This is a genomic window from Pseudomonas hunanensis (assembly GCF_013393325.1).
Taxonomy (GTDB): domain Bacteria; phylum Pseudomonadota; class Gammaproteobacteria; order Pseudomonadales; family Pseudomonadaceae; genus Aquipseudomonas; species Aquipseudomonas putida_P.
The window spans coordinates 125149-138873 of sequence record NZ_QJRC01000071.1; the positions used below are offsets into that span (position 1 = coordinate 125149).

Annotated in this window: 9 protein-coding genes; 5 read left to right on the forward strand and 4 right to left on the reverse strand. The window is 62.9% G+C overall.

The features are described 5' to 3' along the window. The first annotated feature begins 356 nt into the window (after nt 1-356). From aceE to DM807_RS04940, 5 genes are all read left to right on the forward strand, one after another. Complete coding sequence (gene aceE / locus DM807_RS04920) at nt 357-3002, forward strand: pyruvate dehydrogenase (acetyl-transferring), homodimeric type (protein WP_060493161.1); 2646 nt, start codon at nt 357-359, stop codon at nt 3000-3002. 13 nt (nt 3003-3015) lie between these two features. Beyond that, nucleotides 3016-4653, forward strand: a complete 1638-nt coding sequence (gene aceF, locus DM807_RS04925; RefSeq protein ID WP_012270136.1) for a dihydrolipoyllysine-residue acetyltransferase — start codon at nt 3016-3018, stop codon at nt 4651-4653. A 360-nt stretch (nt 4654-5013) separates the two neighbouring features. Further along, the gene (locus DM807_RS04930) at nt 5014-7704 is read left to right on the forward strand and encodes a putative bifunctional diguanylate cyclase/phosphodiesterase (protein WP_012270135.1); all 2691 of its coding nucleotides are present in this window, start codon (nt 5014-5016) and stop codon (nt 7702-7704) included. A 165-nt stretch (nt 7705-7869) separates the two neighbouring features. Next, nucleotides 7870-8538, forward strand: coding sequence for a peptide-methionine (S)-S-oxide reductase MsrA (msrA, locus tag DM807_RS04935; protein ID WP_060493162.1), 669 nt, complete (start codon nt 7870-7872; stop codon nt 8536-8538). Between the two features lie 3 nt (nt 8539-8541). Continuing rightward, nucleotides 8542-9165 carry a glutathione S-transferase gene (locus DM807_RS04940; protein ID WP_043202910.1) on the forward strand — a complete coding sequence of 208 codons (624 nt, stop codon included), beginning with the start codon at nt 8542-8544 and terminating at the stop codon, nt 9163-9165. 166 nt (nt 9166-9331) lie between these two features. On the opposite strand, the gene creD is transcribed toward DM807_RS04940, so the two are convergent. The 4 genes from creD to rloA2 form a co-directional block, all read right to left on the reverse strand. Then, nucleotides 9332-10660: a cell envelope integrity protein CreD gene (creD, locus tag DM807_RS04945; RefSeq protein ID WP_179027107.1), complete on the reverse strand. Its 1329-nt coding sequence runs from the start codon at nt 10658-10660 to the stop codon at nt 9332-9334. Nucleotides 10661-10825: 165 nt separating this feature from the next. After that, complete coding sequence (gene creC, locus DM807_RS04950; RefSeq protein WP_060515046.1) at nt 10826-12262, reverse strand: two-component system sensor histidine kinase CreC; 1437 nt, start codon at nt 12260-12262, stop codon at nt 10826-10828. After that, nucleotides 12262-12942 carry a two-component system response regulator CreB gene (creB, locus tag DM807_RS04955; protein WP_060515047.1) on the reverse strand — a complete coding sequence of 227 codons (681 nt, stop codon included), beginning with the start codon at nt 12940-12942 and terminating at the stop codon, nt 12262-12264. The genes creC and creB overlap by 1 nt, the downstream gene beginning before the upstream one ends. A 180-nt stretch (nt 12943-13122) precedes the next feature. Further along, on the reverse strand, nt 13123-13623 hold the full coding sequence (rloA2, locus tag DM807_RS04960; RefSeq protein ID WP_012270129.1) for a retropepsin-like aspartic peptidase RloA2: 501 nt from the start codon (nt 13621-13623) through the stop codon (nt 13123-13125). Nucleotides 13624-13725: the final 102 nt, after the last annotated feature.

Below are 13725 nucleotides of genomic sequence, written 5' to 3' on the forward strand. Positions count from 1 at the left end.
AGGGGGAAAAGCGGCCAAGGGGAAGCCGGACCACGGTTGGACTGTCGTACAAAAGTTGGAAATAGCTGAAAAAAACGAAAACTTGGCAACAAACATCAAGAACCACCCGTTCGCGACACAATGCCAACCAACATGAACGTTTTTCCTCACAAGCCAAGGTGCGACCAAACGTCGCACAAATGTAGTTTTACTACTACTCGTGTCGTGCAAAAGCATGAAATGCGAACGCAAATGTAGTAAAACTACAACGCGCCGGAAGACACCCCGGTAATCCAAGAATTCACGACGTCTGCCCATAAGGCCAGTCGCAATCTCAGGCAATCGATTCTGGTTGCCTTTCCGCCCTGGAGCAAGCCATGCAAGACCTCGATCCAATCGAAACCCAGGAATGGCTGGATGCCCTGGAGTCGGTCCTCGACAAAGAAGGCGAAGACCGCGCTCATTACCTGATGACCCGTATGGGCGAGCTGGCCACCCGCAGTGGCTCCCAGCTGCCGTATGCGATCACCACGCCATACCGCAACACCATCCCTGTCACCCACGAAGCACGCATGCCTGGCGACCTGTTCATGGAACGCCGCATTCGCTCGATGGTGCGTTGGAACGCCTTGGCCATGGTCATGCGCACCAACCTGAAAGACTCGGACCTGGGCGGACACATCTCCAGCTTCGCCTCCAGTGCCACCCTGTACGACATCGGCTTCAACTACTTCTTCCAGGCCCCGACCGAAGAACACGGTGGCGACCTGATCTTCTTCCAGGGCCACGCTTCGCCAGGCGTCTACGCCCGTGCCTTCATGGAAGGCCGCATCAACGAAGACCAGATGAACAACTTCCGTCAGGAAGTGGACGGCAACGGCCTGTCTTCGTACCCGCACCCATGGCTGATGCCTGACTTCTGGCAGTTCCCGACCGTATCGATGGGTCTGGGCCCGATCCAGGCTATCTACCAGGCACGCTTCATGAAGTACCTGGAAGCCCGTGGCTTCATCCCGGCCGGCAAGCAGAAGGTCTGGTGCTTCATGGGCGACGGCGAGTGCGACGAGCCGGAATCCCTGGGCGCAATCGCCCTGGCCGGCCGTGAGAAGCTGGACAACCTGATCTTCGTCATCAACTGCAACCTGCAGCGCCTCGACGGCCCGGTTCGCGGCAACGGCAAGATCATCCAGGAACTCGAAGGCGTGTTCCGTGGCGGTGGCTGGAACGTCAACAAAGTCGTCTGGGGCCGTTTCTGGGACCCACTGCTGGCCAAGGACACCAACGGTGCCCTGCAGCGCCGCATGGACGAAGTCATCGACGGCGAGTACCAGAACTACAAAGCCAAAGACGGCGCGTACGTTCGTGAGAACTTCTTCAACACCCCAGAGCTCAAGGCCATGGTCGAAGACCTGTCCGACGAAGAGATCTGGAAGCTCAACCGTGGCGGCCACGACCCGTACAAGGTCTACGCGGCATACCACCAGGCTGTGAACCACAAAGAGCAGCCGACCGTCATTCTGGCCAAGACCATCAAGGGTTACGGCACCGGTGCTGGCGAAGCCAAGAACACCGCGCACAACACCAAGAAGGTCGACGTCGACAGCCTGCGTCACTTCCGTGACCGCTTCGACATCCCGGTCAAGGATGCCGACCTCGAGAACCTGCCGTTCTTCAAGCCGGAAGAAGGTTCCGCCGAAGCCAAGTACCTGGCCGAGCGCCGCGCAGCCCTGGGTGGCTTCGTGCCGCAGCGCCGTGCCAAGAGCTTCAGCGTACCGACCCCATCCCTGGAAACGCTGAAAGCGATCCTGGACGGCTCGGGCGACCGTGAAATCTCCACCACCATGGCCTTCGTGCGTATTCTGGCGCAGCTGGTCAAGGACAAGGAAATCGGCCAGCGCATCGTCCCGATCATCCCGGACGAAGCCCGTACCTTCGGTATGGAAGGCATGTTCCGCCAGTTGGGCATCTACTCCTCGGTCGGCCAGCTCTACGAGCCAGTCGATAAAGACCAGGTGATGTTCTACCGCGAAGACAAGAAGGGCCAGATCCTCGAGGAAGGCATCAACGAAGCCGGCGCCATGTCGTCGTTCATCGCTGCCGGTACCTCGTACAGCTGCCACAACCAGCCGATGCTGCCGTTCTACATCTTCTACTCGATGTTCGGCTTCCAGCGTATCGGCGACCTGGCCTGGGCCGCTGGCGACAGCCGCACCCGTGGCTTCCTGATCGGCGGTACCGCCGGCCGTACCACCCTCAACGGTGAAGGCCTGCAGCACGAAGACGGTCACAGCCACATGATGGCGGGCACCATCCCGAACTGCCGCACCTACGATCCAACCTACGGCTACGAGCTGGCGGTGATCATCCAGGACGGCATGAAGAAGATGACCGAAGAACAACAGGACATCTTCTACTACATCACCGTGATGAACGAATCCTACCAGCAGCCAGCCATGCCGGCCGGTGTCGAGGAAGGCATCATCAAGGGCATGTACCTGCTCGAAGAAGACACCCGCGAAGCCGCGCACCACGTACAGCTGATGGGCTCCGGCACCATCCTGCGCGAAGTCCGCGAAGCGGCGAAGATCCTGCGTGAAGAGTTCAACGTCGGTGCCGACGTGTGGAGCGTCACCAGCTTCAACGAACTGCGTCGCGACGGCCTGGCCGTGGAACGCGCCAACCGCCTGAAGCCTGGCCAGAAGCCACAGCAGACTTACGTCGAAGAATGCCTGAACGGCCGCAAAGGCCCGGTCATTGCCTCTACCGACTACATGAAGCTGTTCGCCGAGCAGATTCGCCAGTGGGTACCGAGCAAAGAGTTCAAAGTCCTGGGTACCGACGGTTACGGTCGCAGCGACAGCCGCAAGAAGCTGCGTCACTTCTTCGAAGTCGACCGCCACTTCGTGGTGCTGGCTGCCCTGGAAGCCCTGGCTGACCGTGGCGAGATCGAACCAAAGGTTGTTGCAGACGCTATCGTCAAGTTCGGTATCGACCCGGACAAGCGCAACCCACTGGACTGCTGAGGAGTATTTTTAAGTGAGCGAACTCATTCGCGTACCTGACATCGGCAGCGGTGAAGGTGAAATCATCGAGCTGTTCGTCAAGGTCGGTGACCGTATCGAGGCTGACCAGAGCCTGCTGACCCTGGAGTCCGACAAGGCCTCCATGGAAATCCCGGCCCCCAAGGCCGGCGTCATCAAGGAACTGAAGGTCAAGCTGGGCGATCGCCTGAAAGAAGGCGACGAGCTGCTGGTTCTGGAAGCCGAGGGCGCCGCTGCTGCGGCCCCTGAGGCTCCGGCCGCTGCCGCTGCGCCGGCTGCTGCTCCAGCGCCTGCTGCCGAAGCCGCCCCTGCTCCCGCCGCAGCTCCGGCTGCCGCCAGCGTGCAGGACATCCACGTGCCGGACATCGGCTCGTCGGGCAAGGCCAAGATCATCGAAGTGCTGGTCAAGGTCGGCGACACCGTCGAAGCCGACCAGTCGCTGATTACCCTGGAGTCCGACAAGGCCTCCATGGAAATCCCGTCGCCGGCTGCCGGCGTGGTCGAAGAAGTCCTGTGCAAGCTGGAAGACGAAGTCGGCACTGGCGACCTGATCTTCAAGCTCAAGGTTGCTGGCGCTGCACCTGCTGCCGCTCCGGCACCTGCCGCAGCTGCTGCCCCGGCCAAGGCTGAGGCTGCTCCGGCCGCCGCACCTGCCGCTGCCGCCCCGGCTGCAGCCCCTGCACCGGCTGCTACCGCACCGGCCGCAGGCAGCAACGCCAAGGTTCACGCAGGCCCGGCTGTTCGTCAGCTGGCCCGTGAATTCGGTGTCGACCTGGGCGCAGTCGCGGCCACTGGCCCGCACGGCCGCATCCTGAAAGAAGACGTGCAGGTCTACGTCAAGGCGATGATGCAGAAGGCCAAGGAAGCGCCGGCAGCTGCTGGTGCAACCGGCGGCGCTGGCATCCCGCCGATCCCTGCCGTGGACTTCAGCAAGTTCGGTGAAGTGGAAGAAGTGGCCCTGACCCGCCTGATGCAGGTCGGTGCCGCCAACCTGCACCGCAGCTGGCTGAACGTGCCGCACGTGACCCAGTTCGACTCCGCCGACATCACCGAGCTGGAAGCCTTCCGCGTTGCGCAGAAGGCCGTGGCCGAGAAGGCTGGCGTGAAGCTGACCGTGCTGCCACTGCTGCTCAAGGCCTGCGCCTTCCTGCTCAAGGAACTGCCGGACTTCAACAGCTCGCTGGCGCCAAGCGGCAAGGCCATCATCCGCAAGAAGTACGTGAACATCGGCTTCGCCGTGGACACCCCGGATGGTCTGCTGGTCCCTGTGATCAAGAACGTCGACCAGAAGAGCCTGCTGCAACTGGCTGCCGAAGCCGCAGCGCTGGCTGAAAAAGCCCGCACCAAGAAGCTGTCGGCCGACGAGATGCAAGGCGCTTGCTTCACCATCTCCAGCCTCGGCCACATTGGCGGCACCGGCTTCACGCCGATCGTCAACGCGCCGGAAGTGGCTATCCTGGGCGTCTCCAAGGCGACCATGCAGCCGGTCTGGGATGGCAAGGCGTTCCAGCCGAAGCTGATGCTGCCGCTGTCGCTGTCCTACGATCACCGTGTGATCAACGGCGCTGCCGCTGCGCGCTTCACCAAGCGCCTGGGCGACGTGCTGGGCGATATCCGCACCATGCTGCTGTAAGGCAGCCCACTGCCCCTGCGTGCAGGGGCAGTACCCTTTTCGAGCTGCCACGCTCGTACCTCAACCCCGTCGATTGGCGGGGCTTTTTTTGTCTGGAAAAAGCTGGGAGGGCTTCGCCCTCCATCGCGACACAAGGCCGCTCCCACAAGGCGATCGCGGCTCCCTGTAGGAGCGGCCTTGTGTCGCGATGGGCCGCAACGCGGCCCCAAAATCTCCAGCCAAACTACAGAATCGGCCACATCAGCCGATAACCCGTCCACAGCATCGCACATGGCCGCTTGCCAGCCCTCGGGACATGATGCAACCTTGCCAGATCCAACGCCGCCCAAGGGCCGCGTTCCCTCTTCAAGCGAGTCTTCGATGAAAAGCCAACCCGATGCCGCCAGCCGTGTGGCGGCCGAGGTCGTGACGCAGTTACCCGTGCCTTCGCGGCTGGGCATGCTGCGTTTCGAAAGGCTCAACGAAGCCACTTGGGCCATGCTCTACCTGGACCCGGCCTGCGAGCGCCAGTTCGGCCTGCAGGCCGGCGACCTGTGCGCCCTGGTAGACGCCCCGTACGCCAGCCTGATGGAGCCCGAAGCACGCTACCGGCTGCACGACGAGATCCAGCTGCAACTGGCCCAGCGCGGCTACTACCGCGTGCGCTATACCCTACACACCCCAAGTGCGTCGATGCGCTTGCTGGAGGCCGGTGAAGCCTACAAGCAGCACAACCGCCAGTTGCTGCGCGGCTACCTGAGCGTGCTCGACGACCAACAGGACGACACCGGCGAACCCGGCGCCAGCGACCTGGAATCACGCAACAACCGCCTGCAACTGGCCCTGCAACTGAACCAGCGCGCCCAGCAAGAACAACTGGAACACCTGGAGCGTGTGCGTGGCCAGCAGGACCTTATCCTGCGCCTGGCCCGCCAGCGCTACAGCGCCGGCAACTCGCTGCTGGAAGCGGCCCAGCTGATTACCCAGAGTGCCTGCGAAATCTACAAGGTCGACAGCGCCAGTATCTGGCACCTGGAAGACCAGCGCCTGGAACCGATCATCGCCTGGTACCGCGATGCGCAGGAGCATCGCCAGCCCGAAGCCATCGATGCCAGCCGCTTCCCCGACTACCTCGACGCGCTGCACGCCAGCCGCGCCATCGACGCCCACAACGCCGGCCACGACCCACGCACCCGCGCCCTGGCGCAAAGCATGCGCCCGGAAAACAAGGCCATGCTCGACGCCAGTATCCGCGTCGATGGCCAGGTGGTCGGCGTGCTGTGCCTGGAGCAGACCGGCCAGGCACGGGCCTGGCAGTCGGACGAAATTGCCTTTGCCGGCGAGCTGGCCGACCAGTTCGCCCAGGTCATCACCAACCACAACCGCCGCGCCGCCACCAACGCCCTGCACCTGTTCCAACGTGCGGTCGAGCAAAGCGCCAGCGCCTTCCTGCTGGTCAACCGCGACGGCCGGGTGGAGTACGTCAACCCAAGCTTCACCGCCATCACCCAGTACAGCACCGACGAAGTGCAGGGGCGCCAGCTGGCTGAGCTGCCGGCGCTGGAAAACCTCAGCGAACTGCTGTTCGACTCGCCGTCGAGCCTGGCCATGGGCAACAGCTGGCAGGGCGAGTTCAAGAGCCGGCGCAAGAACCTGGAGCCGTACTGGGGGCAATTGTCGATTTCCAAGGTGTACGGTGACAACCGTGAGCTGACCCACTACATCGGCATCTACGAAGACGTCACCCAGACCAAGCTGGCCCAGCAGCGTATCGAGCGCCTGGCCTACACCGACAACCTGACCAACCTGGGCAACCGCCCGGCGTTCATCCGCAGCCTCGACGAACGCTTTGCCCGTGATGGCGAAAGCGCGATGTGCCTGCTGCTGGTGGACATCGACAACTTCAAGCGGATCAACGACAGCCTTGGCCACCAAACCGGTGACAAGCTGCTGATCAGCTTGGCCCGGCGCCTGCGCAACAGCCTTCACGCCGGTGGCATCCTGGCCCGTTTTGCCAGTAACGAATTCGCCGTGCTGCTCGACAACACCAGCCTGGAAGATGGCCAGGGCGTTGCTCTGCAGTTGCTGCGCACCCTCGACAAGCCGATGTTCGTCGACAACCAGCTGATCAACGTCACCGCCTCGGTAGGCCTGGCCTGTGCACCGTTGCACGGCGTCGACCCGGCCAGCCTGATGAAAAACGCCGGCCTGGCGCTGCACAAGGCCAAGGCCAACGGCAAACACCAGGTGCAGGTGTTCACCGAAGTGCTCAATGCCGAAGCCAGCTACAAGCTGTTCGTCGAGAACAACCTGCGCCGCGCCCTGACCCAGAACGAGCTGGAAGTGTTCTACCAGCCCAAGATCTGCCTGCGCAGCGGCCGCCTGCTGGGGCTGGAAGCCTTGCTGCGCTGGAACCACCCAGAGCGCGGCATGATCCGCCCGGACCAGTTCATCAGCGTGGCGGAAGAGACCGGCCTGATCATCCCCATTGGTAAATGGGTGGTACGCCAGGCGTGCCGCATGAGCCAGCAACTGCGCGAGGCTGGCATGGGCAACCTGCACGTGGCCATCAACCTGTCACCCAAGCAGTTCTCCGACCCGGACCTGGTGGCGTCGATCAGCACCATCCTCAAGGATGAAGCCCTGCCCCCACACCTGCTTGAGCTGGAGCTGACCGAAGGCCTGCTGCTGGAGGCCAGCGAAGACACCCACCGCCAGCTGGACGAGCTGAAAGCCCTGGGCCTGACCCTGGCCATGGACGACTTCGGTACCGGTTATTCGTCGCTGAGCTACCTGAAGAAGTTTCCGATCGACATCCTCAAGATCGACCGCAGCTTCATCAACGAAATCCCCGACAACCAGGACGACATGGAAATCACCTCGGCGGTGGTGGCCATGGCCCACAACCTGAAGTTGAAGGTGGTGGCCGAAGGGATCGAGACGCCGGAGCAACTGGCGTTCCTGCGTCGGCACCGCTGCGACGTGGGCCAGGGTTACCTGTTCGACCGGCCAATTCCGGGGCGCGAGCTGGCTGAGCGGTTGAAGCGCTATCCGCGTGGCCCGGTGGCCTGACAGCCACGCAAACCTCGGGCACTATAGAGCCCATACGGGCCCTTTCGCGGGTAAACCCGCTCCCACAGGTACGCCACAGTATTCGAAATCTGTGGGTTGCCTGTGGGAGCGGGTTTACCCGCGAATGCCCCAGCCCCTATCTCAAAGCCATACAGAGGAACGGCCATGGTCCTGCGTTCGGAAATCCTGGTGAACAAAAACGTCATGCCAACTGCGGAACAGGCCCTGCCTGGCCGCGAAACGCCAATGAGCCTGCCCGAGTTCCACTACGTGTTCGAAGGCACCCCACTGCTCGGTCCATTCTTCGAAGGCGCCATCGACTTCGCCATCTTCGGCCTGGGTTGCTTCTGGGGCGCCGAGCGCCGCTTCTGGCAGCGTGAAGGCGTGGTCAGCACGGTGGTCGGTTACGCCGGCGGCTTCACCCCACACCCCACCTACGAAGAAGTCTGCTCAGGCCTGACCGGCCACACCGAAGTGGTGCTGGTGGTGTTCGACAAGGACAAAGTCAGCTACCGCGAGCTACTGGCAATGTTCTGGGAGCTGCACAACCCGACCCAGGGCATGCGCCAGGGTAACGACGTCGGCACCCAGTACCGCTCGGCCATCTACTGCACCAGCCCAGAACAGCTGGAGCAGGCCAAAGCCAGCCGCGACGCGTTCCAGGCCGAGCTGAGCAAGGCCGGCTTCGGCGAGATCACCACCGAAATCGACCAGGCACCCACCGTGTACTTCGCCGAGGCCTACCACCAGCAGTACCTGGCCAAGAACCCGCAGGGCTACTGCGGCATTGGCGGCACCGGCGTTTGCCTGCCACCCAGCCTGCAGGGCAACTGAACAATGGCCACGATGACACTGTTCCACTCGCCGTTGTCGCCGTTCGTGCGCAAGGTCATGGTGGTGCTGCACGAGACCGCCCAGCTTGAGCGTGTGACGCTGCAACCGGTCAACATCAGCCCGGTGAGCGGCGACCCGCAGCTCAATCAGGACAACCCGATCGGCAAGATCCCGGCCCTGCGCCTGGACGACGGCACCGTGCTGCATGACAGCCGGGTGATCTGCGAATACCTCGACCAGCAACACGTCGGCCTGCCGCTACTGCCCCGCGAAGGCTCGGCGCGCTGGCGGCGCCTGACGCTGGTGTCGCAGGCCGATGCGATCATGGATGCGGCGGTATCGTCGCGCTATGAGAGCTTCCTGCGGCCAGAAGACAAGCGCTGGGACGGCTGGTTGCAGGCGCAGGGCGACAAGATTCGCCGTAGCCTGGCTAACCTTGAGCAGGAGCATTTGCCCGAGCTGATGTCCGGTTTCGACCTGGCGGCGATTGGCGTGGCCTGTGCGCTGGGGTATCTGGACTTGCGTCAGCCCGAGTTTGGCTGGCGTGAGCGCCAACCTGGGTTGGCTGCGTGGTATGCCGAAGTGGCCAAGCGGCCGTCGATGGTCGCCACATCCCCAGTGGCCTGAAGGGCCTCTTCGCGGGTAAACCCGCTCCCACAGGGTACAGCGCCAATTTCAAATTGTGCGGCATACCTGTAGGAGCGGGTTTACCCGCGAATGCCTCACTTCGGTATCACAGGAAACAGCTGCCCAATCCTGAAGGCCAACCACCGCCCGATTTCTCTGTCCTCCCTCATGCCGCTCTCCCCACCCGCGCCCAGTCCAGCCGCCGGGTCAGCACCATGAACACCCCCAGCAAGCCAAAGCACAGCAGCGACCCCATCAGCAGCGCATAATCTTCGGCACTCAACAGCCCGTAAAGCAGCGCGTACAGCGCCGCCAACCCTGCCGCAAACCCCACCCCTCGCCCCAGGCTGCGCAACACATGGCTGAGGTAGAAGCCGATCAACAGCACACACGCCGAAGCCGACAGCCCATACGCCAGGCCAAAGCCGATGTGCTCGGACAACGACAGCAACAACAGGTAGAAGAACGCCAGCGCCACACCCACCAGGATGTACTGCACCGGGTGCACACTCAGGTTTTTCAGCACCTCGAACAGGAAGAAGCCGGCAAAGGTCAGCGCGATGAACAACAACGCGTATTTGATCGCCCGCTCGCTTTTCAGGTACTGGTCCACCGGGTCGATAAAGCTCACGCCAAAGCTGCGCTCGTTGAAGTCTTCGCACTGGCCGGCGGTGGCGCATTGGCGCAGGGCATCTTCAAGGTTGGTGGCGAAGAACGACGTCTGCCAGTGAGCGCTGAAGCCCTGGGCATCGATGTCGCGGCGGTTGGGCAGATAGCTGCCGACGAAGCTCGGGTGCGGCCAGTTTGCACGCATGGCCACGCTGCTGGAGCGGCCCACCGGCACGACGTGCAACTGCCCGGTGCCTTGTAATGCAAGGTCGAAGCCGTAGCTGAATTCCCGTGCTTGCAGGCCATCCAGCATCGGCAGGCTGGCATGCACGCCACCGCGCATCCAGTCGAGCTGGGTGCCGGCCTCGAACGGCAGCCTCTGCTCGTCGATGCTCAGTTCCAGGCCATTCTCGATGCCGCGGATATCGCTGATGCCCACCACCAGGAAAGGTTTGTCGAAGCGGTAGTCGTCGAAGTCCTTGTCGATGCCCCAACGCTCCGGGAGCTTGAAGCGGCCACTGATACGCCCCTTGGCATGGAACAGCCGCGCCTGGTAGATACCGCGGGCACGCAGTTCGGTGTCCACACCCAGGTCGGCGTCGAAGGTTTCCGGCAGAAAGTACAAGTGGCCGGCAATGGTGCTGGTTTCCTGGGTGCGTTCGCCGTCCTTCTCGATCCAACGGCGCTGGTACTTGCGATAAGGCACCACCAGCAGCGGGCCACTGAGTTGCTGGTCGAAGCTGGCACTCTGGGCGATGTCGCGCAGTACGTTGTCGCGCAGGGCCTGGCGTTCATCGATCAGGCCGTTGATCAGCAACAGCGGAATGAGCAGCAGCAAGATGAGCACGGCGATCATGCCGAGCTTGTAACCGAGGGTCTTGTTCATGGGGCCTCCTGTGGCAGTGGGCGCAGTGTCTGCGCCTTGCGTGGAGGCCTTGGGGAGCTTGTGTGGAGATTGTGTGTTTTTGGGTCCGCGCATTATTCGAAGTTTGCGCGGTCCCTGTAGGAGCGGCCTTGCGTCGCGATGGGCTGCGCAGCAGCCCCGGCTATCTCAACTAATACGCCGCACCGGCAACCACAACCGCACCCGCACCCCGCCATCAACGTTATCCACCGCCAACGCTCCGCCATGCAGTTGCATCACCTCGGCCACAAAATTCAGCCCCAGCCCGGTGCTCTTGCGCCCGCTCCCCGGCCGCGGCAGCGAGTAGAACCGCTCGCTGACCCGCCCAATGGCATACGCCGGTATCGCGTGCCCCTGGTTGAACAGGCTCAATGCGACCCGCTCACCATCGCGCTCCAGGTCGAACAGCAGCGCGCCACCTTCGGGGGTGAAATCCAGCGCGTTGTCGAGCAGGTTGGCCAGCGCCTGGCGCATCAGGAACGGATCGCACAGCAAACGCAACCCGGCAGGCACACGCTGGCGCACGTGCAGGTTGGCACCTTCGATTCGCGCCGCATGGGCCAGCAGCAATTCATCGACAAGCGCCGCCAGCGCCACCTGCTGTTCATCCTCCAGCGCCTGCATCTGCTCGACCCTGGCCAAGTTGAGCAGGCGCTCGATCATCTGCTGCAAGCGTTCGCTTTCGCGCTCGATATTGCCGGCAAAGCGTGCCCGTTGCTCGGCAGGCATATCGTCGCCCTGCAACAGCTCGGAAGCCCCCCGAATGGCCGCCAGCGGGCTTTTCAGCTCGTGGGTCAGGGTGTGTACGTAGCGCTCGACATAGGCCTTGCCCTCCAGCTGGGTGCGCATGCGTTCCACCGCCTGTGCCAGGTGCGCCAGCTCGCCCCCCTTGTAGTGCGGCAATGCGGCCCGTTCACCCTCGCTGACCGCCTGGGCATAACGCGCCAGCCGCCGCAGCGAACGCGCCAGCCACCACGACAGCGCAGCGCCGATCAGCAAGCCCAGGCCGATCAGCCCCAAGCCCAACGTAAGCAAGCGCCGCTCGGATCGGTCGATGTACGGTTGCAGCGAGCTATTGGGTTTGGCCACCGTGACAACGCCGATGATCCTGCCGTCGTCGATGATCGGTGCGCCAACGTGCATCACCGAGGTGCTTTCATCACTGGGGTCGCTGCGGGTGGAGCGGGCGCCGTACTGGCCACGCAAGGTCAGCAACACGTCATTCCACTGCGAGTAGTCTTTGCCCAGTGCCTCACCGCTGGAGTCCAGCAATACGATGCCCTTGGCGTCAGTGACGTAGATGCGGTGGCTGACCTGGTTTTTGGCCAGGCCCCAAATCTGCGCACCCGGGCTGCGCGAGCCGTAGGCTTTGAGCACCTCGGGCAGACGCCCCTGGTTCAGGGTGCCGGCCTTGACGTCATCACGCAGGATCTCCGCCAGCAGGTTGGCGGTGTCTACCAGGGTTTCTTCGGAAGACTGACGCACGACCGGGCGTATCTGTTCGCGTACGGTGTTGAGCAAGAAATAGCCCGCCAACCCCACGAACAGGAAGTACACCAGGAAGATCCGGATGCCCAGGCGCATCAGGCATGTTCCGGGCTGTAGCTGTAGCCGAGGCCACGGTGGGTCTGGATTGGCTCGCCGCCACTGGCCACCTGGCGCAGCTTGGCGCGCAGGCTCTTGATATGGCTGTCGATGGTGCGCTCGTAGCCCACGTCGCTGGCCACGCCCAGGGCATCGAGCAGTTGTTCGCGGCTGAATACGCGCTGTGGTTGCTCCAACAGGCATTGCAGCAGTCGGAATTCGTGGCGCGTCAGTGTGAGGGGCTGGCTGCGGTAGGTGATCTGCATGCGCAGGGTGTCGAGCTGGAACAGCGCGGCATCGGTCGCGGGCTCGGCCCTGGGGGCCATGCGCTTGAGAATCGCCCGCACCCGTGCGGCCACTTCACGCGGGCTGAAGGGTTTGACCACATAGTCGTCGGCACCGATTTCCAGGCCTACCACCCGGTCGATCTCGCCGTCGCGGGCGCTGAGGAACATCACCGGCACTTCGCTGAAGCGGCGCAATTGGCGGCAGGTTTCAAAGCCACTGATGTCGGGCAGGCCGATGTCGAGGATGATCAGGTCGGCCGGGCGCTGGCGTTGCTGGTCGAGGGCGGCACTACCGAGGGTCACCCATTCGGTGCTGTGGCCATCGGCCTGCAGGGCGTAGAGCAGGGTGTCGGCGATGGCGGCTTCGTCTTCGACAATGAGGATATGGGGCATAGTGCGCGGCCTGTGTAATTGTCGATGGCGACGCACTATTGTGTAGGAGCGGCCTTGTGTCGCGAAAGGGCCGCAGAGCGGCCCCGGCAATATCTGCATCAACGCTTGGATCGTGGGGCCGCTTTGCGGCCCTATCGCGACACAAGGCCGCTCCTACAAGGGGACCGGTCTGGCTTCAGGTCAGCAGTCAGGCTTGCCAGCGGTGAATTTCTTGGCCGGGTTGACTGCGGCCTTGAACTCGCGCAATGCCTTGGAACCCACCAGCAGCGGATAGTTGAAGCTGCTGCGATCCACCAGGTTCACTTCCACGGTGCGCTTCACATCACCCAGGCACAGCTCCAGGTCGACCACCGGGCGCTTGGAGATTTCCGGCGCATCGCCCTCCTCCTCTTCATCGGCACGGCCCTTGATCTTGCTGATGCGCGAGACCTTGTGCTCGTACACCTTGCCGTCCGAGTCCTTGGTCGCCAGGCGGAAGCGCACCCACTCCTCGCCATCGCGGTTGAACAGTTCGATATCCTTGGCCGACAACGAGGCGGTGAACGCACCGGTGTCCATCTTGGCTTTCAGGGTTTCGCCAAGCTCAGGCAGGGCGATGTTCTCGTAACGGCCGTAGATCGTGGGCTCGGCAGCCATTACCGGCATGGCCAACAATGACAACAGAGCAAGCAGAGGTTTCACAGGCAGGCTTCCTTGAGAAGGGTCAGTGCTTAGACTGCAATGGCTGAATAGGTTCGCTGTGACAAGCCTAACCAACATAATGTGAAACATTTGTCCCTGCCG